The organism is Haladaptatus sp. R4 (assembly GCF_001625445.1).
Lineage (GTDB): Archaea > Halobacteriota > Halobacteria > Halobacteriales > Haladaptataceae > Haladaptatus.
In genome coordinates this window covers 362,957-385,241 of sequence record NZ_LWHG01000028.1, presented here as the reverse complement: position 1 = coordinate 385,241, position 22,285 = coordinate 362,957, and the positions used below count along the sequence as shown (strand labels likewise).

General features: G+C 61.0%; 14 protein-coding genes and 4 pseudogenes. 6 read left to right on the top strand and 12 right to left on the bottom strand.

Translation table 11 applies throughout. The features are described 5' to 3' along the window. Positions 1-149: 149 nt before the first annotated feature. A pseudogene (locus tag A4G99_RS16975) lies at positions 150-1,842 on the top strand (thiamine pyrophosphate-binding protein). On the opposite strand, the gene A4G99_RS16970 reads toward A4G99_RS16975, so the two are convergent. Beyond that, positions 1,833-2,492: a bifunctional 2-polyprenyl-6-hydroxyphenol methylase/3-demethylubiquinol 3-O-methyltransferase UbiG gene (locus A4G99_RS16970; protein ID WP_066146230.1), complete on the bottom strand. Its 660-nt coding sequence runs from the start codon at positions 2,490-2,492 to the stop codon at positions 1,833-1,835. The pseudogene A4G99_RS16975 and the gene A4G99_RS16970 overlap by 10 nt on opposite strands. A gap of 133 nt (positions 2,493-2,625) precedes the next feature. Here A4G99_RS16970 and A4G99_RS16965 point away from each other — a divergent pair, with 133 nt between their 5' ends. Further along, on the top strand, positions 2,626-2,898 hold the full coding sequence (locus tag A4G99_RS16965) for a hypothetical protein (protein ID WP_066146227.1): 273 nt from the start codon (positions 2,626-2,628) through the stop codon (positions 2,896-2,898). A 1-nt stretch (position 2,899) separates the two neighbouring features. On the opposite strand, the gene A4G99_RS16960 is transcribed toward A4G99_RS16965, so the two are convergent. From A4G99_RS16960 to A4G99_RS16925, 8 genes and pseudogenes are all read right to left on the bottom strand, one after another. After that, complete coding sequence (locus tag A4G99_RS16960) at positions 2,900-4,309, bottom strand: FAD-binding oxidoreductase (protein WP_066146223.1); 1,410 nt, start codon at positions 4,307-4,309, stop codon at positions 2,900-2,902. Between the two features lie 48 nt (positions 4,310-4,357). Beyond that, positions 4,358-4,936 (bottom strand): maltose acetyltransferase domain-containing protein, encoded by a 579-nt coding sequence (locus tag A4G99_RS16955; protein WP_066146220.1) that lies wholly within the window; start codon positions 4,934-4,936, stop codon positions 4,358-4,360. Positions 4,937-4,947: 11 nt separating this feature from the next. Next, a pseudogene (locus tag A4G99_RS16950) lies at positions 4,948-5,650 on the bottom strand (6-hydroxymethylpterin diphosphokinase MptE-like protein). A 2-nt stretch (positions 5,651-5,652) separates the two neighbouring features. Next, a pseudogene (folP, locus tag A4G99_RS16945) lies at positions 5,653-6,465 on the bottom strand (dihydropteroate synthase); the annotation flags it as partial. A gap of 40 nt (positions 6,466-6,505) precedes the next feature. Then, positions 6,506-8,101, bottom strand: a complete 1,596-nt coding sequence (locus tag A4G99_RS16940; RefSeq protein ID WP_150123140.1) for a hypothetical protein — start codon at positions 8,099-8,101, stop codon at positions 6,506-6,508. 625 nt (positions 8,102-8,726) lie between these two features. Further along, complete coding sequence (locus A4G99_RS16935) at positions 8,727-10,820, bottom strand: hypothetical protein (RefSeq protein WP_082837868.1); 2,094 nt, start codon at positions 10,818-10,820, stop codon at positions 8,727-8,729. Between the two features lie 130 nt (positions 10,821-10,950). Beyond that, positions 10,951-13,050 (bottom strand): hypothetical protein, encoded by a 2,100-nt coding sequence (locus A4G99_RS16930; protein WP_066146212.1) that lies wholly within the window; start codon positions 13,048-13,050, stop codon positions 10,951-10,953. Continuing rightward, positions 13,047-13,754 (bottom strand): hypothetical protein, encoded by a 708-nt coding sequence (locus A4G99_RS16925; RefSeq protein ID WP_066146209.1) that lies wholly within the window; start codon positions 13,752-13,754, stop codon positions 13,047-13,049. Before A4G99_RS16925 ends, A4G99_RS16930 begins: the two co-directional genes overlap by 4 nt. A gap of 223 nt (positions 13,755-13,977) precedes the next feature. Here A4G99_RS16925 and A4G99_RS16920 point away from each other — a divergent pair, with 223 nt between their 5' ends. Continuing rightward, the gene (locus tag A4G99_RS16920; RefSeq protein WP_066146206.1) at positions 13,978-14,727 is read left to right on the top strand and encodes an RNA methyltransferase; all 750 of its coding nucleotides are present in this window, start codon (positions 13,978-13,980) and stop codon (positions 14,725-14,727) included. Positions 14,728-14,844: 117 nt separating this feature from the next. Continuing rightward, complete coding sequence (locus A4G99_RS16915; RefSeq protein ID WP_223301944.1) at positions 14,845-15,600, top strand: phosphatase PAP2 family protein; 756 nt, start codon at positions 14,845-14,847, stop codon at positions 15,598-15,600. Between the two features lie 191 nt (positions 15,601-15,791). On the opposite strand, the pseudogene gatE reads toward A4G99_RS16915, so the two are convergent. Next, positions 15,792-17,656, bottom strand: a pseudogene (gene gatE / locus A4G99_RS16910) (Glu-tRNA(Gln) amidotransferase subunit GatE); the annotation flags it as partial. A 319-nt stretch (positions 17,657-17,975) separates the two neighbouring features. On the opposite strand from gatE, the gene A4G99_RS16900 reads away from it, so the two are divergent. Next, complete coding sequence (locus tag A4G99_RS16900; protein WP_066146197.1) at positions 17,976-19,142, top strand: PAS domain-containing protein; 1,167 nt, start codon at positions 17,976-17,978, stop codon at positions 19,140-19,142. 4 nt (positions 19,143-19,146) lie between these two features. Here A4G99_RS16900 and A4G99_RS16895 read toward each other — a convergent pair whose 3' ends face one another. Further along, positions 19,147-20,640, bottom strand: a complete 1,494-nt coding sequence (locus A4G99_RS16895) for a PH domain-containing protein (protein WP_066146194.1) — start codon at positions 20,638-20,640, stop codon at positions 19,147-19,149. Next, complete coding sequence (locus tag A4G99_RS16890; RefSeq protein WP_066146190.1) at positions 20,637-21,098, bottom strand: PH domain-containing protein; 462 nt, start codon at positions 21,096-21,098, stop codon at positions 20,637-20,639. Before A4G99_RS16890 ends, A4G99_RS16895 begins: the two co-directional genes overlap by 4 nt. 237 nt (positions 21,099-21,335) lie before the next feature. Here A4G99_RS16890 and A4G99_RS16885 point away from each other — a divergent pair, with 237 nt between their 5' ends. Then, positions 21,336-22,274: a hypothetical protein gene (locus A4G99_RS16885; protein ID WP_066146187.1), complete on the top strand. Its 939-nt coding sequence runs from the start codon at positions 21,336-21,338 to the stop codon at positions 22,272-22,274. The last annotated feature ends 11 nt before the right edge of the window (positions 22,275-22,285 follow it).

Below are 22,285 nucleotides of genomic sequence, written 5' to 3'. Positions count from 1 at the left end.
CACCTGTATTCAGTTGGTGACGCTGGTAGTGTGCGGGTACACTTGAAAATTCTCGAAGACACGATACCACGGTACACGCCCTCACGGAACAGTTTCGGACCGTTATGTTCCCCCGGAAATCCTTTGGGGGTTCACGACCAGTCATCGGCATGGCAGACACACGCACGGGCGCGACGTTGTTCACCGACGCGCTCGAAGCCTACGGCGTTCGACACGTGTTCGGCAACCCCGGAACGACCGAACTCCCGGTCATGGAAGCGCTTGGAGAGAGCGAACTGGAGTACGTCCTCGCGCCGCACGAGGACATCGCGGTGGGAATGGCCGCGGGATACGCGAGCACGAAGAACTATCGAGGTACCGAAGACGACAGTCCGGTCGGCGTCGTCAACCTGCACGTCGCGCCGGGCGTCGCCCACGGACTTGGCAACCTCTACGGCGCGTCGGTGACGGGCGCGCCGCTCGTCGTCACGGCCGGGGCACACAGCCTCGACTTCCGCCACGAGGAACCGATCCTCTCGGGTGACGTGCTCGCCATGACCGACCAGTTCACGAAGTGGAGCGCGGAGGTATCGGACGTGGAAGCCCTCCCGACCATGCTCCGGCGGGCGTTCCGCGTGGCCCAGACGCCGCCGACGGGTCCGGTCTTCCTCTCGCTCCCGCTGGACGTGATGATGGCCGAGACCGACGCCGAACCCGAACGATTGGGGCGGATTCAGAACCCCGGTTCCGGCGACCCGGCCGCCATCGCGCACGCCGCCGACCTGCTCGAAGACGCCGAGGACCCCGTCATCGTCGTCGGCGACCACATCCCCCGGCACAACGCGTACTCCGAGGTCGACTCGCTCGACGCGGCGGTCCAGTTGGCGGAAGCGACCGGCGCGCGGGTTCACGCCGAGATATTGGCGTGCGAGGTGGACTTCCCCGGCACGCACGACCAGTGGGTGTCCCACATCCCGCCGGACGAGGGTATCGCCGCGGCGACGATGAACGCCGACACCGTCGTGTTCGCGGGGTGTTCGACGAATACCACCTTGACGCGCCACGACCGTGACCTCGTCCCCGAGGACGCGACCATCATCGACCTGAACGACGAACCGTGGCAGGTCGGCAAGAACACGCCCGCCGACGTCGCCGTGACGGGTGATCTGGGACTCGTGATGGACGAACTCGCCGAGGAAGTCGAAATAGGGGACGACGAACTCGCGGGACGGTTGGAACGCGTCGCGCAGTTCAAGGAGTTCGCGAAGGGACAGATGGCGTCGATGGGAGAGGGCGACGACACCGACGGACCCGCGCGCCTCGAAGGCCGAACTCGTCGATACCCTTCGGGAGACTCTTTCTTCCCCGTACATCGTGGACGAGGGCATCACGTCGAAGTACGTCATGCTCCTTCGCTGGGCGTTCGAGCGGGAAGCCTACATCTCGAACAAGGGCGGCGGTCTCGGCTACGGCCTCCCCGCCGCTATCGGGGCCGCGATGGCGGAAGCCGAGCGGGACGACCCGCGGCAGGTCGTTGGCTTCGTCGGCGACGGGTCGTATCTATACTACCCACATTCGCTCTACTCGGCGGCGCGATACGACGTGGACGTGACCGTCGTCGTCTCCGACAACCGCAACTACCGCATCCTGAAGGACAACACGCTGAAACTGCTCGGCGGCGAGGACGCCGACCACGAGTACGTCGGCATGGATTTCGAACCGCCGGTCGATATCCCGAAGAACGCGGAGAGCCACGGTGCGAGCGGTTATCTCGTCGAGTCACCCGATACGATAGCGGAGACGTTGGAAACGGCGTTGGACGAGGACGGACCGAGCGTCGTGGACGTGCTAGTTCACGACTGAATGGTCGCGTCATCCCCGCCGTCGAGGTGGAATTCCCGAAACACGTCCCGGTCGGTCTGTTCGGAGAAAATCTCGGTGAATCCTCGGTCAGTGAACACCCGATTCCAGTTCCTGAAGTAGAGCGGGAACTCGTCGTGGACGTAGTTCACGGGGGTTTCAGACGACCCGTCGTCTCCTTCTCCCCCGTTCTCATCGGCTCTTCGCTCGTTTTCCACGGTGATGAGGCGGTTGGCGGTGATTCGTTCCAGTTCCTCGAACACTCCCCCGTCGGGGTGGACGTGCTGGAGAGTCTCGACGGAGAACACGACGTCGAAATGATCGTCGTCGAACTCGGTGACGGTGTCCTCGATGGCGTCGATGTAAAACGTTCCGTCCGCGGCGAGTTCGGGATAGTTTTCCTCCATCACGGAAAGCGCCTCGCCGTTTATTTCGATGCCGTGAAGGTCCTCGTATCCCCCGTCGTGGAGGTGTGCGAGGTGCCGTCCCGAACTACAGCCGAGTTCGAGGATGGTCGCGTCCGATTCGATAGCGGAGTCGAGGCGAGCGCGGATCAACTCGCTCGTCTCGTTCGGCCCGTAGTAAGCGTAGTAGTCCGGCGAGTACTCTCCCGACCGTTCTTCCCACTGTTGGCGGACGCTGTTGGGATCCATTCACGGTTCTACGAACCCCATACGTAAAACGTCGGTTATACCTAAAACGCCGGTTGCCTCTCCCGAAGATATAAATTTTCCGTGATAGTCCGATGTCGATATCGTTTTATCACCTTATATCGTTCCCATTGGCATGGATTTGCGTGGGGAATGGCAGAACGGCACACGTGCGTCCGAAGCGAACCGCCCTCAGACCGGTCCCCGTGGCACCCCGATTAGCTGGCAGCTAGGCGACCACCTTTCGAACTCCGACGACGTTTCGCGGGTGACCGAAACCACCGACACGGGACGACGGAAGACGGTGTACGACCTCACCGAGGAGACCTACCTCGTGCGGACGCGAACGCCCGTCGGGCGTGAACGCTATCGAGAAGTGCCGAAACGCGACTTCGCCGACGATTTCTGACTCAGTTTCCGACCCGACCGCCATCGACCGTCTCGGGGAACATCTTGCCCGGATTGAGCGTGTCGTTCGGGTCGAGCGCGTGCTTTATCCGACGCATGACGTCGATGCTCGCCGCACCGTGTTCGAGTTCGAGGTATTCGCGTTTTCCGCGTCCGATGCCGTGTTCGCCGGTGCAGGTTCCGCCCCACTCGATGGCCGTGTGGACGATTTCGGTTTGGGCCTCCTTCGCGCGTTCGACGTGCTCGTCGTCCGATTCGTCCACCAGAACGGTGTAATGGAGGTTGCCGTCCCCGGCGTGGCCGAAGCAGGGAATCAGCAGGTCGTGCTCGTCGGCGAGTCGCCGGACTAGCCGAACCATCTCGGGGTATCTGCTGATCGGGACGGTCACGTCGCCCAGATGGAGCGGCGAGAGGTCGAGGTCGTAGGCTTCGACCGCGAAGGCCATCTCCCGCCGAATCTGCCATAGCTCGCTCATCTCTTCCCCCTCGGCGATTTCGAACTGGGAGACGTCGTGTGCCTCGAACACCGACCGACAGAACTCGATTTCGTCCTCGATGCCGTGGTTCGCATGGAACTCCACGAACACCATCGGCACGTCCGGCAGCGACGACCCGGTGTAGGCGTTCGCCATCGTCGCGCTCGTCTCGTCCACGAGTTCGATCTTCGCCACGTCCACGCCCGACCGAACCGCGTCCGAAATCGCGTCCACGGCGTCCGAGAGCGAATCGAAGACAGCGCGTCCCCCGCGAATCTGTTGTGGTCGTCCCGCGAGTTCGAGGGTTGCACGGGTGACGACGGCCAACGTCCCCTCACTGCCGACGATGAGGTCCTTGAGGTTGTAACCGCTGGACGTTTTGACCGCCTTGCTCCCCGCGGTGATGACGGAACCGTCCGCGAGGACGGCTTCGAGTTCGAGCACCCAGTCGTGGACCTCGCCGTACTTCACCGTCTTCATCCCGCTCGCGTCGTTGGCGATCATCCCACCGATCGTCGAGATGTCGCCCGACGACGGCAACGGCGGGAAGAAAAGCCCGTCCCCGGCGACGGCTTCGTCCACTTCCTTCCCGAAGATTCCCGGTTCGACGTCCACCTGGAAGTCGTCCGGACGAACGTCGAGCACCGAATCCATCCGCGTCATGTCGAGGCTGATTCCGCCACGGGTCGGCGTCGCGTTCCCTTCCAATCCCGTCCCGGCGGCGAAGGGCGTCACCGGAACGCCCCGCTCGTCTGCCGCCGCGAGCACCGTCGATACCTCCTCGGTCGATTCCGGCCAGACGACCGCGTCCGGTTCCACCTCGTCGGCCTCCATCGTTCCGAAATCCCCCGCGTGCCCGGTGCGGTGCGAGTCGCCGAAGGAAAATCGGTCGTCGGGAAGCGGCAGGTCGCGGAGGAACGAACAATCGTGCGCCATACGATAGCACTCGGCGCGCGATGAAATAAAGCTGTTCTGGCGGCTTCCCTAATCGTCCGATTCACCATCACCATCCAGTTCCCTGACGACCGTCGCCGGATTGCCACCGACCACGACGGCGTCCGGAACGTCGGCGGTGACGACCGCTCCGGAGGCGACGACGGCGTCGTCGCCGATTTCGACGCCCGGGTTGATGACCGCCCTCCCGCCGACCCAGACGTTGTCCCCCATCGTCACCGGCTTTCCGTACTCCGGTCCCTCGACACGGGTTTCCGCGTCGAGGGGGTGGGTTGCCGTGTAGATGTGGACGCCCGGTCCGAGCCAACAGTCGTCCCCCATCTCGACCCGACAGACGTCCAGAATCACGCAGTCGAAGTTCGCGTAGAAGCCGTCGCCGACGTGGATGTTCGAACCGTAGTCACACCGAAACGGCGGTTCGACGTGCGGGGAGGAACCGACGGTGCCGAACAGTTCCCGGAGCAGGGACTCCCGTTCGTTCGCCTCCGTTACCGCCGTCGTGTTGAACCGTCGCGCGAGTCGTCTCGCCCGCTGTCGCCCCTCGACGAGTTCGGCGTCCGATGGGTCGTACAATTCGCCCGCCAGCATCTTTTCCTTCTCGGAGACCATCGCGTGACGGTTTACGTCCCCGATTCAAATAGGCCGGTGTCGAAATCGATTTCCGCCCGTCGGCCATCCAAAATCGAAAACCGCTCGTCGCGCCGCCGTTCCAACCAGTACAGCAACCGCTCGGCCCAGTCGAGTTTCTTCCGTTTCATCGGGTTCACGGTAGCGTCGTCGAAATCCCATCCGAGAAAGACGAGTTCGGCCGCGCCGAACTCGTCGGCGAGGAACGCCGCCCTGTCGCCGTCCGTGAACGCCGCCGAAGTTCTCGACCGGTCCGTGCGGTTCCGCCTGCGTCGTGGCGAGGACGTTCTCCGGGTCGAACGTCGGGACGTACTCGCGTATCACCGGGATGTTGTCCCCGTGTGCGTGCGCCGCGACCGGAATCCCCGATTCGCTCAACTCCCGCGCCGTTTCCGGGTTTTTGTCGAGGTCTGTCACCATGCAGTCCACGTCGATACCCGCATCGAGGAGCACGTCGGCGGCCGTCGAGGCCGCGACGACGCACTCCGCTCCTCGTGCCGTGTCGAGTTCGTCGGCCAGCGAGGGGGCCGCTCCCGCGATTGCGACGGTGTTCCCGGTGATCCGGTCGAGTTTCGCGCGGTCGAACGGAACCGCGAGTTCGGCGAGGTCGTCGCGGGCGCGTTCGTCGTCCGCTCGGGGGAAGCCGAAATCCGCGAGAATCGCGCGGTAGACGGGGTCCCACTCGTCGAACTTCATTGCCGTTCGCGGCCGAACGCGTGGCCGATAACGGCCGCGTCACGGGTTTCGGCCACGTCGTGCGTTCGGATCACGTCGGCCCCGCGTTCGACGGCCAGCGAGGTCGCTGCGAGACTGGCCGGGAGTCGCTCCTCGGTGTCCCTGCCCACCACGTCACCCAAGAAGTTCTTCCGGTTGATGGAGACGAGGATTGGCCGCCCCTGTTCTCGTAACTCGCCGAGTCGGTGGAACGTCTCGCGGTCGTCAGCGAGCGTCTTCCCCTCGCTCCATCCGCCGAACGCGGGATCGAGGATGGTCTTGTCCGTCAGCGGTTCGGCGGCGAGCGCGTCGTAAATGTCGTCCACGCGCTCGATCGCGCCGGGACGGGTCAGGTCCGGCGGACTCGCCATCTTCACGACGGCGGCGTCGTGGCGTTCACAGACCGTCGCCATCTCCGGGTCCGCGAAACCACAGATGTCGTTCACCATGTCGAAGCCACCCGACAGCGCCGCATCCGCCACGTCCGCATATCGGGTTTCGATGGAGAAGACGGGGTTCCCTTCCACCTGTTCGATGGCTTCCAGCGCGGTATCGAGTCGGTCGAGTTCCTCCTCCGCGGAGAGCACGTCGAACCGTTTGTTCGCCGATTCGAGACCGACGTCCACGATGTCCGCGCCTTCCGCGACGAGTTCCGCATCCACGTACGCCGCGGCGTCGGCGGGGTCGTCGTACACGCTCGGGTCGTACGGCGATTCCTCGCTGACGTTCAACACGCCCATGATTCGCGGCGGATGTTCCGGCCCGATTCCGAGTCCCGCGGCGGAAACGTTCTGCATATCCGAAAACGAGGGCGAGCACGGTTAAAAATCGGCCCTTTCAGTGCAGGTCCGCCGCGGTGATGTCGTCGCTCCAGTAGAGGTCGCCGTCGTACTCGACCGGCACCGACTCCATTTTGAAGAATTCATCGAGTTCAGTGGCAGTCATACTTTTCCGGATAACGGGAGACAGATAGAATCGTCCACTGTCCTCCTGTGCGATTTCATAAAAAGAGCCGTTATTGTTTTCATTCATCATGTGGACCTTCAGATCTGTCGTGTATACTCCGTCCGCATACGAATCAATGTGAATGCTGCTGTTCGCCAAACCGAATGATTGGCAAACGCTCGTTGAAGGATCTCCAAGGACGACATACTGGTTCCCACTTAGTGTCGTCGTTCGTGCGATTGAGAGCGCGCTACGAAGTGTATATCCCTTCCCGAGGAGGCGAGCAAGCCACGAACCGACCTCGGTCGCAGGCCCGTTCGAGACGTCCGAAAGCGTGGCAATGCCGCCTCGACAACCCTTCTCGACTAGTTCCATGCTCTGTTCGTACGACCGACAGGCATTGAGCAGGAACGATTCGACGTTCACCGTCTCCAACGTCCGTGTATCGAGGACGCCGTCGGCACATTCGATCCCCTCGTCGCTGACGTGCCCGATGTAATGCAGAAAATCGATGTCCGCGGCGAACACCGAGGCGAGTTCCTCGACGGTCAAATCGTAGACGATATCGATTTCGTGATCGGTGGTCTCTCGAAATTCATATAAATCCGTCACTTTTCCCTCAGCTTTCATCCGCTGGTCGTTGCAGACGATTTTGACCGAGATGGTGGATGTCCTCGGTTTCGTGTCTTCGATTCGACGGCGGTATGAATTGAGTGTAACCTTATTGCCTCCGATAGGAACGCCATCGCCGAGCCATTCGTCGTGAAGGGCTTTCGTCTCCGGCGTACTCACGACTTTTGCTTCCGCTACATTTCCAGGAGCACTTGCTTGACTTCGGCAAAAGTCAGTGACCGTCTGTGGTCGCTCTACTTGTGATATCCGGGCAGTAGCAGACGGATGCCGAATGAATGCGAGATCCGACGAAACGTACGGCAGTACCTCGACGTTTCGTTTCGTCGGTTCGAGTATTACCGTGTGACTCCAATCCGGGAAGAGCGAATCGACACGGTCGAACGGGACGTCCAGATATGTGTCGAGTCGTTCGGATAGCGACCGATTGTATAGGATCTTGAAGTCGAAATCCACCAGCGGTTCAATTTTCGGACGGATGTGAAGTGGTACCGGATAGAACCCCTCCTCACGAATCAGGCAATCGAAGAAGAAAACGTGGCGGAGCAGTTCGTTGACCTGCTGTTCGAACGTGACGTCGTCTCCGAACACGTACTTCGAACCGGGAGTCTCAAGCCGCGCAGGCGTTCCCGGTACGACTTTCGCACCAAGATAAAACGCCAACGATACGACCGGATAGACGTACGTCCGCTCCGGCGGCACGATCAACCGAACTCCGGTATCCGGCCGTTGGAGGTGCGACGGAGCCGAAAACTCGTCGCCGCGTTCGAGGAGCGGCGGGTGGCCACGAAGCGTCGGAAACGAGCGCTCCGGTGAGAGCGTATCCAATGCCGATCCGAACAATGAAATTCCACGCATCTGGTCCTCAATGTCGTCGGTAACGGTGACCGTACCAGTGGGAAACCGGTGCATCGATCCAACGCCGACGGTGACTCCTTTTTCTGTCTCGAATTCGATCGTGGAGGAAGAATGGCCAGATTGGATTGTGAGTGGGCAATCGACGGCAACATACAGTCGCACCGGAGCCGTTTTGAACTCGAGATGGCTCACGTGGAACGACGATTCCCACGTTCCATCGTCCATCTGGACGGTATCGCGTAGCTCATCGAAACGATCCCACGCATTAAACGATATTCCGGAAGGGATATCGATCCGATCCGTCCGGAATTCGACCGCCGTCTCGACCGAGAACGGGAAACCCTCCGTTGAACCCTGTCGTGGATCGATTCGTGACGGGGTCCGTAACACGACTTCCGCCTTTTCGATGGGATCCCAGATTCTAATTCCACATCCGTCCGAAACGCGTTCGACCTGTATTCCAGTCCCTTTCGGCCGATCTTCGCCCCGCGTCATGATTCACTTAGCCCGGACCCGGTAACGGCCCCGCCAACCAGTCCGGATTGCAGCCAAACGCGTCTCCGAATCGTGGTGGAACGAACAATCATACGGCAACGATGGTACTCACGGATGAAAACCGAATCGGTCACTGCAAATCCTTCGTCGTGATGTCGTCGCTCCAGTACAGGTCGCCGTCGTATTCGACCGGCATCGGTTCCAGATCGAAGAGTTCATCGAGTTCGGCGGCGGTCATCTCCTTCCGTGCGACTTCGGGGGACAGATAGTGGCGCTCACTGTCTTCCTGTGTGAGCTCGTAAAACCCGCCCAGACCGTAGTCATGGGCGAAGTGGGTTTCCAGATTTACGGCATATATCCCGTCCGCGTACGAATCGACGTGAACACTGCGATTTGACGACTGGAATGCCCGACAGACGGTCGTCGAGGGATCGCCAAGGACGACGTACTGGTTTCCGCTCAGTGTCGTTGTCCGTGCAGTGGAAAGTGCATCACGGAGCGCGAATCCTTGCCCAAGCAAACGGGCAAGCCACGAACCGACCTCGGTCGCAGGGCCGTTCGAAACATCCGAAAGCGTGGCGATACCGCCTCGACATCCGTTCTCGATCAGCACCATGCTTTGATCGTACGAGCGGCAGGCGTTGAGCAGGAACGAGTCGACGTTTACCGTGTCCAACGTTCGGGTATCGAGCACGCCGTCGGCACACTCGATACCTTCGTCACTGACGTGGCCGATGTAGTGAAGGAAGTCGATGTCGGCGGCGAACACCGAGGCGAGTTCCTCGACGGAGAGGTCATAGACGATATCGATCACGTGGTCGGTAGTCTCCCGAAATCCGTATAGGTTCGTCACTTTCCCCTCCGCTTTCATCCGCGGGTCGTTGCAGACGATTTTGACCGAGATGGTCGACGTCTTCGGTTTCGCGTTCTCCGTTCGACGACGATACGAATCGAGGGTGATCTTATTGCCGCCGATCGGAACACCCTCGCCGAGCCACTCGTCGTGGATGGTCGTCGTCTCGGGAATGTCCACTATTGTCGTCTTCCTCGCTTTTTCCGAAGTCAACACTTGACTCCGGCAGAAGTCAGAAACGGTCTGTGGTGGCGCTTCATGCGGCGTCCGTGCAGTCGAAGAGGGACACTGAACGAACGCGAGGGCGGATGAAACGTACGGGAGCGCTTCGACGTTTCGTGTCGTCGGTTCCAGCGCTATCGTGACGTACCAATCGGGGAAATACGGGTCGACCCGGTCGAACGGCACGTCCAAGTATGCATCGATCTGTTTCGATAGTGACCGTTCGTAGAGTTCCTCGAAGTCGAAGTCTACTAGCGACTCTACTTCAGGACGGATTCGAAGCGGTGCCGGGTAAAAACCCTCTTCGCGAGTCAGACAATCGAAGAAAAAGACGTGACGGAGTAGTTCGTTGACCTGTCGTTCGAATGGTGCAGTACCACCGAATCTGTACTTGGAATCGGGGGTTTCGAGCCGCGGGCGATTCCCCGGAACCACCTTCGCACCCAGATAGTACGCCAACGAGACTATCGGGTAGACGTACTCCCGCTCGGGAGGAACGACCAGTTGAATCCCGGTATCCGGACGTTCGAGCTTCGACGGTGCTGAGAAATCGTCGCCGCGTTTGACGAGCGGGGGGTGACCCCGAAGCGTGGGAAACGAGCGCTCGGGCGAGAGGGTATCCAGCGCCGATCCGAACAGCGAAACCGCACGCATCACGTCCTCGGGATCGTCCGTGACCGTAATCGTTCCCTCGGGGGATCGATGCATCGACCCGACACCGACGGTAATACGCCGTTCCTTTCCGAACTCGACCGTCGAGGAGGTGTCTCCGGATCGAATCGTGGGAAAGCAATCGACATGGATATAAAACCGCATTGCGGCGCCGATCAATTCGAGATGGTCGACGCAGAACGATGATTCCCACAATCCGTCGCCCAGATGGATGGTATCGCGTACCTCGTCGGAACGATTCCAGGCATTGAACGACATACCTGCGGGGATATCGATCCGATCCGTTCGGAATTCGACCGCCGTCTCGACGGGAAACGGGAATCCGTCCGTCGAACCTCGTTGAATGTCGATTCGAGACGGCGTCCGTAATACGACGGCGGCTTTTTCGATGGGATCCCAGATTCTAATTCCACACCCGTCCGAAACGCGTTCGACCTGTAGTTCGGTTCCCATCGACCGATCTTCGCCCCGCGTCATGATTCCCCGGTGTTCGTTCCGGAGACTGTCCGCTCGAATCGTCCGAATCGCACCGAAACGTCGGTCAGAATCGTGGTGGAACGAACAATCATATCGCAACGATGGCACTCATCGATAAAAACCGAATCGATCACCGCAAATCCTTCGTCGTGATGTCGTCGCTCCAGTACAGGTCGCCGTCGTATTTGATCGGCATCGACTCCTCTCGAAATACCTCGTCGAGCGTCTCCGCCTCCAAGTGGAAGTCGCCGATCCAGTCCGATTGGAGGTGCTGTGTCATGTCGTCGTCCCACACCGATCCGAACATCGAACCGGCGCTGTCGCAGGGGGGATAGAACGGTTTGATCCGAATCGTGTACCCTCCATCACTGTCCGTCTCGATGAACAGCATCGGCTTGATCCTCGAAAACGGTTGGCAGAGGGTGAGACTCCCGTCCCCGATGACGACGTACTGGTCGCCCGACAGCGTCTCCGACTGGGCGATGGAGAGCGCGCTCCAGAACGAAAGGCCCGCACCGAGTCCGCGGGCGAGCAGACACCCGATCTTCGTGGCCGGGTCGTTGGACACGTCCGACAGGGTTGCGACACCGACCCGGCACCCCTTTTCGACCAAGGTGGCGCTCTGTTCGTACGAGCGACAGGCGTTGAGCAGGAACGACTCGACGTTCACCGCGTCCAACGTCCGGGTATCGAGCACGCCGTCGGCACACTCGATACCGCTGTGATTGACGTGGCCGATGTAATGCAGGTAATCGACGTCGGCGGCGAATACGGTTCGTAGTTCCTCGACGGTCAAGTCGTAGGCGATATCCACCTCGTGACGACTCGTATCCCGGAAACTGTACTGTTCGCGCACCTCTCCCTCGTCCTTCATGTTCGTGTCGTTGCAGACGATCTGGACCCGAATCGTCGAGCGTTCCGACGAATCGTGATCGACGCGGCGACGGTAGGAGTCCACCGTCGCCTTGTTGCCGCCGACGGGAACGCCGTCACCGATCCAAACGTGTTCCTTCGACGTCGTCGGTTGAGGACTGACGGCGGGCGTACTCCCCCCCGATTCGGAAGGGGTCTGGATGCTTCGACAGAAATCAGCTATTTCGGGGGCCTCCGCCGCCGGTTGCACGTGAGTGGTGGGTGTGGGGCACCGAACTAACGAGAGCTCGTCCGCGATGAACGGGAGCGCACCAACGTTCGCTTCCGATGGCACCAGGTCGGTCGTCAGGCACCATTTGGGAAGATGCGGTTCGGTAACGTCGAACGGGACGTCGAGATACGTGTCCACCTGTTCCGCCAGCGACCGTTCGTAGAGGCTGGAACAGTCGAAATCCAGGAGCGGTTCGACCGCTTCGCGTTCCTGCACGGGGATGTCGTACGAGCCTTCGTCCCGGATGATACAGTCGAGGAAGAAGAGGTGTTGAAAGACGCGGGACACTTCCGCTTCGAATCCGTCGAACCCTCCCGTTCCATCCAGCGAATACCGACGATTTGGGGTTTCGAGTCGCGGGGAATCGCCGGGAACCACGTTCGCGCCCAGATAGTACGCGAGTGACGTCGCGGCGTAGACGTACCGTCGCTCCGGTGGCAGTACCAGTCGTACCTCCGTTTCGGGACGAACGATGTTCGGGGGGACCGAAAACTCGTCACCGCGCTCGATGAGCGGTGGGTGGCCACGAAGCGTGGGAAACGAGCGTTCGGGGTCGAGGGTTTTCAGCGAGGACCCGAGCAGCGAGACCGCACGCATCACGTCCTCTACGTTGTCGGTGACGGTGATCGTCCCGACGGGCGAATCGCTGTGTGATCGACTGCCGATGAAGATCGTTCGTTCTTCGCCCAGATCGATGTGAACGCCCCCGTTCCGTTCCCGAATGGAGAGCGGACAGTCGACGTGGACGTACAGTTTCATCGGGGACGTCGGTATTTCGAGGTAGGCCACCTGTTCGGAGTGCCAGTCACCGTCACACGGGTTTACGAGGTCAGAAATGGACCCATCCGAATCCCAGACGTTGAAATCGACCCGTTCGGGGACGTCGAGACGGTTCGTCCGCAACCTGACCGCCGAATCGATCGGGACGGGAAACGTGTCGGTATCGGCCCGTTCGAGGGAGACGGGAACGGGCGTATGAAACACGAAACTGCCCTTGTCGATGGGGTCCCAGATCCGAATCCCCGACGCATCCGGGTTCGATTCGAACACCGGTGCGTTCGGATTCGTTCGTTCGTCGTGGCTCATAGCTGAACCCAGTTGGTCGTTTGGTCGTACTCAGGAATGTGCCAGCGCTGTTCCGGAACGAGGCCGTTCGACTGGCGGAGTTCGACGCGCGCATCGAACAACGGCGTCAACTCCTGAACGACCGGGTTGGACGTCGGAACCGGAAGGTGATAATGGGCCATTCCGGAAACGCCGCGGACGAGCGCCATGACGGTTCGGAGGAACCGTTCGACCGCTTCCTGATCACACCGTTCGAGCGGTTTGATGAGCGAGTCGAACGAGAGTCGGAGTTCCGACGGCGTCAACCCGTCCGCCCACTCGTCGAAGAAACTGACGGCGGTGACGATGTCGCTCCGTAGTTCGCGAATCGAGTCCTCGGGGGACGTCGTCAGTCGCGGCGTCTCTGGTACGGCCATCGATCCCGATCCCGATACCGACCGCTCGTCGTCACCCCAGTCGATGACCCACACGTCCGGGTCGCCCGCGTTCGTCCCGCCGGGGAGTTTCGAGTTCGCGTACCGGGCCGTCGTGTCGGTCAGAACGAGAACCCGCTTTCGTTCCTCGGTTGACGCCCCGAGAAGTTGCATCGTCGTCCGGTTCGTCGTCGTTTCAGAGACCCGCCCCGTGACGAGAATGTTACAGCCTCGTTGCTTGAAATCGGCGAGCACGTCGTGGAACTCCGGTGATCCACTACCCCCTCGGAACGAAATCCCTGAAGACGGCATTGTTGGATGTGTAATTTGATTGTACGATAATAAAAATTCGGATAAAAATAGGGGGAAATCAGTCGTCCATTCCGTTCGTCTTCGCCATCGGTTCACGAATCGGGGCCCTCCGCTCCTCGACAACACGCTCTTTTTGTCGGTCCGGTTGCTACGAGGGCGTAATGAGTACCGTGAACGTCGGTCTTCGCGGGTGGCGATTCGACGCGAGAGGGGAGTATCGTACATGAAACCTGCAGTCGCTATCGTCGAACCGAAGACGCCCGGAAACATCGGAACCATCGCACGCGCGATGAAAAACTTCGGCTTGGACGACCTGAAACTCGTGAACCCGCCGGAGTTCGGACGCGACAGCGAGGCCTACGGCTTTGCCGGACAGGCCCGCGAGGACGTCCTTCCGAACTACGACGACGTCACGTTCGACGAACTGGTCGAAAACTACCACACCGTCGGACTGACGGCGACGACGAACGAGGACGCGAGCCATCACGTCCGATTCCCGTTCACGACACCGCGGGAACTCGCCGAGAACCTCGAAACGGTGGAGACTGATACCGTCCTCATCTTCGGACGGGAAGCGAACGGGTTGACGAACGAGGAACTCGCACGCATCGACGAGGTATGCTCGATTCCCGCCAGCGCGGCGTATCCCGCGTTGAACCTCGGGCAAGCCGCGACCGTCACCCTCTACGAACTCAGGACGCTGACCGTGGACGAGTACCAGTTACCGGACGTGGAACGCGAGCGCGCCGACGAAGGGGAAATAGAGGGCTTCTACGGGGCCTTTTCCGACCTGCTCGACACCGTCGGCCAACCCGCCGAAAAGCACGACAAAAACATGCGAATGATCCGCAGACTGTTCGGTCGAGCACATCCGACTGGCCGGGAAATCGCAACACTGCGCGGCATCGTTCGGCGAGCAAACGAACGAGCGTCGTCATCGGACTCGCATCGACCGAGGCGAAACGATACATAACTTCTTTATAATCTGTCGCTAGAGTAGGGTGTAGCCATGCTTCCCCCCCTCCAATTTCATTCTCTGCCACTGGGGACTCAGTTTACGCTTCTCGTCTCTGTCCCGAGTGTATTGGTCATGCTCGTGGGTAAGCAGTTGTTCTTGCCCGACGAGCGGCTTAGGACCCTCTTCGTCGATTTCCTCAAAACGGACTGGAAATACCTCGGCGTCGCGTGGGTCGTTACCCAAGTTGTGAACTCTGTCGCGTTGCACTTCCACGCCGGGCGGACGTTCACGGGATTCGTTTACGCCATCGAAGGGGCGTCCGTCGCGACGTTCCAGATTGTCGCGTCCAAGCCCCTCACGCTGGCGTTTACCGGCGTGTATCTCGTCGGCCTCCCGTTCGCCGTGCTGTTCACGTACTTCAAACTGAAGGCACACGACGAGGAAGAGGCACACCGCTACGCGCTGGCGTACGTCATCCTCGTCGTCCTCTCCGTTCCGTTCTTCGTCTTCTTCCCGGTGAAGGTGTCGTCGCTGTATCTGACCTCCGTCCAACCGCTGATGTACCAACTCAGTCCGGCGATTCAGTACGGCATCTTCTCCACCGACACGCTGGTGAAGTCCTTCCCCAGCCTCCACACCGGTTTGTCCGTACTCGCCGCGCTCTACGCCCGGAAGGCGGATACCACGTACGCCTACACCATCGCGCTCCTCGCGGCGGCAATCGTCATCTCGACGCTCTATCTCGGCGTCCACTGGCTGACCGACGCCGCCTTCGCGCTCGTCCTCGTCGCCTGCGCCTACACCCTCTCCCGGCAGTTCAGCGAGCCGCGTTGGTCGGTCGTCTCACGGGAGGCCCTCGCGGCGGTCCGGCGAACGACCGAACGATAAGACCGGACGCGCCGCGGTCGGACCGTCGCCGTGATTCTAGCGTCGCACGGTAACTACCCAAGGCTGGCGAAAAGCTGACAGACCGAACAAAAAGTGAGCAACTGCCACCGTCGTTTGGGAGATGTTCACATCGACGGGGGCGACGCGAAATCGTAACCGAGTGGGCGAAGTGGTGTGGGCGAACGTAGTTCAGCTCGCTTCTGGATTTCCTCGCGCAGGAGTTGGCTGACGAGGTCGCCGTCCGCCTTTCCGCGGAGGCTTCCCATGCACTCGCCCATCAGGCCGGAGAACGCGCCCATTCCCTCTTCTTCGACCTGCTCGTCGTTCCGTTCGACCACTTCGACGACCGCCTCGCGGACTTCCTCGTCGCCCACGCCAGAGAGTCCGGCTTCCTCGACCGCTTCCTCCGCCGTCAGTTCGGGGTTCTCCGCGAGGAGCGTCATCACGTCGTTGACCCCCTCCTTCGCCAACTCGCCGTCGGTGACGAGCGAGATCACGGCGAGGAAGTGGTCGTCGGTGAGGTTCTCGACGGGAACGTCGTCACGCCGAAGTTCCGTCACGGTGCTCTCGACCAATCCGGCGACGAACGTCGGGTCCGCTCCGGTTTCGACCGCCCGCTCGAACAGCGGCATTCGGCGGCCGTAGGCGACCTGTTCGGCGAGTCCCGCGCCGAGCGAGAACTCCGACTGGTAGCGCTCGACCTTTTCGGTCAGCAGTTCGGGCGTCTCGACCTCCTCGGGGTCGAGATCGACCGGCGGCACGTCGGTTTCGGGGTACATCCGCGCCGCACCGGGGAGCGGGCGGAGGTAGCGCGAGGTGCCGTCCTCGTTCGCCCCGCGGGTCTCCTCCGGAACCTCCTCGATGGCGACTTCGGCGCGCTCAGCGGCGGCTTCGATCGCGCCGTCGGCCACTTCCGGGCTGGCGCGACGATGGCGACCGCGTCCTCGTCACCCGCATCGACGGCGTCCCGAAGCGCTTCGACTTCGTCCTCGGTAACGCCGTACGCGGGCAGTTCGTCGGTGTGGAAGATGCCGCCCGCGCCGTGGCGTTTTGCGTGGTCGGAGAACTCCGTACCGAGGCGACGGTCCGGCTGGATTTCCCGGCCGACGAGGCCGTCGAAGCCGAAGAGGGGAACGGCGGTGACCTTGCCGCCGCTGTCGAGTGCGCCCTCGATGACGCCGCTTTCGGTCCCCTCGAACACGTCGCTCACGTCCTGAACTTCGCCGACCGCCGCATCGCGGGACTGGAGTTCGTCGCGGATGGCGAGGAGTTCGACCTGCCGACCGACTTCGAACCGGACGAGGTCGTCGATGTCGTCCAGGCTCTGAACGCCTTTCATCTCCACGCGTGCGCCGTCCGCGATGGAGACGTTCACGTCCTGCCGGATGGTGCCGAGACCGCGTTTGACGTGGCCGGTCGAACGGAGGAGCATTCCGATTCGTTCGGCCGCCTCGCGGGCCTGCTGGGGCGAACTGATGTCCGGGCTGGTGCCGATTTCGACCAGCGGAATGCCGAGTCGGTCGAGACTGAAGGTGACGCCGTCCTCGCGCTCCTCGACGCGCTGGGCGCTTTCCTCTTCCAACATCAGGTCTTCGACGCCGACCGGGCCGTCGCTCGTCTCGATTTGCCCGCTGGTGGCAACGAGCGTCGAGCGCTGGAATCCCGAGGTGTTCGAACCGTCTACGACGATTTTCCGCATGACGTTGGCCTGGTCGATGACGGTCATGTCGAGCAGTTGTGCGATTTCGAGGACGACCTGTTGTGCTTCCTCGTCCAGACGGTGTGGCGGTTCGTCGTCGGCTTCCACGAGACAGGTCGTGTCGTAGCCCAGATACTCGAACTCGCGGTCTATTTGGCTCTCTTCGAGCGCGGCTTCGTCGATTTCCCCGAGTTCGCTCCGGGTCGGATGGAGATACCGGGTGAACGTTCGGGACGACTCCTCGGGGTCGCGGAGTTCGGTCGGACAGCCACAGAACAACTTCTCCTCGGTGTCGAGTTGCTGGTGAATCTCCAGCCCCGCCACGAGACCGAGGTCCTCGTAGTCGTACTCACTCATTGATCGGACATGAGAGATGGAGGGGTAAAAAACCGACCAGTTCGGGCGAGTTCCGCCACGGAGCGCGACCGTTCGTGGTCGTCGGTCGGAGCGGTGTCTCGGCGCCGTTTCGATACAATCGAGCCGAACCGACAGTTCTCAGTTCCGAGAGGTTTCGAGAGACGTGGAACCGTTCTTTTCGGAACGTAAAGTACAAACGAATAAAAATGCGAAGGAATGTTCCGATACGGACGATATTATGCAGCGATTTTACGAATGTATAACTGTTCCTCGTTGGTGATTCAATACCTATATATCTGAAGTCCACAGTGATTCGTGTATGACCGAGTTCCTCGCGTCGAGGAATCCAACGGAGCCGATACGAGTCCTCCACGTCGACGACGACCCTGCGCGATTGCGCCTTTCTCAAGCCCTCCTGTCGGAGTACATACCGGACATCGTCGTTCGTACGGAGACGAAACCGTCGAACGCTATCGAGCGACTCGACGACTTCACCGCCGATTGTATCGTCAGCGATTTCGACATGGGAGCGATGGACGGCTTGGAGTTTCTGGAGGCCGTCCGGATCCGCCTCCCGGAACTTCCCTTCATCCTCTTTACCGGCAAAGGGAGCGAGGAAATCGCCAGCGAGGCCATCTCCGCGGGCGTCACCGAATACCTCCAGAAAGGCGGTCCGGACGGATACGCCGTGTTGGCGAACCGTATCGAAAACGTGGTCCATCGATATCACGCGGAGCGGGAAGCACGAGCGTACCAGCGACGGATGGCCGCCGTCTACGACCGAGTGACAGACGCGTTCTTCGCGCTGAACACTGACTGGCGGTTCACCTTCGTCAACGAGCGGGGCGAGGAGTTGTTGAACCGGCCGGAATCGGCACTGCTCGGCAACTCCGTCTGGGACGTGTTTCCCGAATCGATCGATTCGGCGTTCGAGGACGAGTATCGAGCGGCGATGGAAACACAGGAATCGACGACGTTCGAAGCCTACTTCGACCCGCTGAAAACGTTGTTCGAGGTGCACGCCTACCCTTCGACGGAGGGGTTGTCGGTTTACTTCCGTGACATCACCGACGAGACGCGGATTCGAAAGGAACACCGCCGGGAGCGCGAACTGCTCGAACGGGTGTTCGAGACGAGTCCCGTCGGTATCGTGATCCTCGGAACGGACGGGGAAATCCAGCGGGCCAACGAACGGTCGGTCGAGATGCTGGGTTTGTCGGAGGAAGCGATCATGAACCGTAACTACAACTCCCGCGAGTGGGAGATCACGGACGAGAACGGTACCGCGCTTTCGGAGGATGACCATCCGATGAGAAGCGTCTTCGAGGACGAAACGACCGTTCGCGATGCTACGATTCGGTATCGACGTCCCGACGGGGAGTGGCGTCAATTCTCGGTCAACGGGGCACCGGTGTACTCCGAGGAGGGTGACGTCGAACGGATGGTCTCGATCATCGAAGATACGACCGAATCCGACGGCGAATGATTTCTCACGGATCGTTTCCCGACGCCGATTCCGCCAGTGTTCGCTTCCGGCGTCGTTCCCGCCGGTTTCGTTTTACCTGCCGACCGAGACGACGGGCGACGAGTTCGCGGAGTTCGTTCGCATCGGATGTCTCGATGTCCGTCGCGTGTGGATCCCTCGTTCGAAAACCGATGGAACCGGCGGTGTCGATGATAACCGTGGCGACCGACCATCGACGCTGAAAGATCGTCTCCCGTTGAACGACCGTCTGTACCCGGTAGTAGGGAACGACGTGGGTCGTCCGCCGCCAGAACCCGTCGCGCGTCACGACGTGGTCGTCCCCGGCGTGATACCCGCGATGTTTCCATCGATAGTGACCGGCGAGGGGTGTCACCACGAGAAGCACGAGCGGCACGTACCAGAACCCGAGGAGTCCCGTGATGCGGTCGAAGCCGTACGTGACGCCGGTGAGCACGACGACCACGATGGCGTAGCGAAGGACGTAGCGCCGCCGGACCCGACGCGGTGGACGCTCGAACGTCGGGTCCTCGAACGATTCGAGCGAGTGTGCGAGGACGAGAACGCGCTCACGGACGGCGAGTGGGATCGCCGCCTCGGAACCGCCGGACGACCCGTTTCCGGGACTGTATCCAGCCGTTTCGACCGACAGCGTGGCGTATCCCAATCGGCGCATGATCGGGTTTTCCTGCATCGTGAGCGTCTGGATCTTGTCGAGCGGGATGCTTCCGTCGTAGCGCTGGAGCAAGCCGCGTTCGTACCGGAGTTCGTCGCCGACGCGTGTCAGCCGAAAGTCGTAGTAACGCGCGAAGGTGATCGCCCCGCTACTCACCCACAGGACGAGCGCGGAGAACACGATCTGTACGAAGCCGAACAGGAACACCACGCTCCCGAACGAATCCATCGTGTCCATCACGAACGGGATGACGAGGAAGACGAGACCGATGGCCCGCGGTTCGATCGAGACGGCCGAAAGCAACAGCAGTTCCTCGGCGCTGATCTCGTACAGGACGTCCTCCGGGTGCCGCGTCTCCGACTCGTTCGGAGACGCCGCCTCCGTATCGCCGTTCTTCCGGCGTTGAATCTCCCGCTGGAGCCGTCTCGCTTCCTCGTAGGCGACGTATTCGAGGCTCGCCTCGGTATCGCCGCCACCCGCGGTCTCCAATCCGACCGACGCGATTCCGGCGACCCGTTGAATCACGTTTCGGTGGATGTCCACGTTCTGAATCCTGCGGAGGGGAATCTCCCGGCGACGGCGCGAGATGACCCCCGAATCGATGTCGAGCGAGTCGTTCGTGAGTTCGTATTCGAATCGCCGGTGATAGGCGAACTCCCACCCGAGTATGCCGAGCAAAACGACGACGACGATGAGCGCGAACAGTCCGAGTGTCAGCGCCTTCACTGCGCCGACGGCGGCGAGTCCGGCGAACAGTACGGTCGAGAGAATCTGCACACCGCGCGTGACGATTCGGTAGGGGAGCGAGAGCGGGTGAAGTTTCATACCGCATCCTCGTACTCGCTCTCGACCGCGAGGTTCCGAAGACGTCCCTGTAGTTCGCTCGCCCGTTCCGGGGTGAGGCCGGGAATCGTCACGTCGGCCCCGCGCGAACCGGCGGTGTAGATGACGACGCTTCCCAGACCGAGCAGGCGTTCGACGGGACCTCGCTGCGTATCGACGTGTTGGACCCTGACGAAGGGGACGACGGTGGTAACACGGGTGAAAACGCCGTGTTCGAGATAGAGGTCGTCGTCGCGGATCTCGAAGCGCCACGCCCGATAGTTGAGTACGACATAGACGATTCCGAGAACGGCGACGACGAGAATCCCGGCGACGACGAGGGGGAGCGAGAACGCGACGACGAACCGCCGCACCCCGACGAGGAGTCCCCCAACGAGTGCTGCAGCGACGAGGACGCCCGCAAGCCAACCGAGACGAACACGGGGGTTGAGTGTCTCCATACGCACATGACCGAACGGAGACTGTATATAAGTAGGTGTGGCGTACGCATGGATTTCGCGGAAAATCGCCTCCAAGAACCGGCCTTCGATCCTGATAGAGAATGTCTTCCCTATCGTCCCGGCATAGCACCCCTACCGGGAAAGAATGGTCTTCCTACCGTTTCGTTCGGTTGGCACTGATTTCAGTCAGTCGGCGTGGAACAAAGACGCCGGGAAATCGTACCCTTCGTGGACAGCATGACCGAGAACTCGCCCACTATCAACCGCCGCCGATTCGTTCAGGCGACAGTCGCCTCGACCGCCATACTCGGTGGCATCTCGTCGGCAGATGCGCAACAGTCCGGGAATACCCCGCAGTACTCCCTCGAACAGGACGGTAAGTGTATCCCTATCACACCCCTCTCGATGCAGGGGCTGCCGATCAAGGAATTTTACGACTACCGCACGCCCGATACGGACCCGTCGTCGTACAAGTACGCCTCCTTCGGGACCCAGAACCTCCAACGAGAAGACACCAGCATCCTCTTCCTCTACAAGGGTCCACAAGGACTCAGCCTCGTCGCAATTCACGACAAGATAGATGCCGGGAAAGGGGGCGCGGTGACGTTCCGCATCACGAACCTTCCCGTGAACGGGAAGTTCGTGGTCGAGGACGACTCCTACGACGCCCAGACGAACCTCGACACGTTCGACTACTCGAAACATCGCGACTGGAACGGTAAGGAAACCGCGAGCGCGAACGTCAGTTGGACCTGGCAGGAAGGTCGCGCGGACGGGATGGCCTATCGCGGCATCGGAAACGACTTCAACATCACCATCAACCCACAGTTCAACGAGAAAGCCGTTCTCGCGGGAGAGTCGGAACAGAACGGCGTGTACCAAGGGAAAATCAAGAAGTGGGAGGTGTTGTCGGGAGACGTGAACAACCCCACCCGTACGAAGCTGAACATGAACAAGCCGGTAACCATCAGCTCGCAGTCGTGTAAGGCCGAGACGACGACTCAAACGACGACCCAGAAAACGACGGAGAACACCACCACCGGTGGCTCGACCACGTCCTCGACGACGACGACCACTCCACCGTCCAGCGGAAGCAAAGGGTTCTTCGGAAAGCTCTGGAGCGGCTTCGCCTCGCTGATAGAATCGGTGGTGTCGTTCTTCACCAGTCTGTTCTAGGCCGCGTTTCG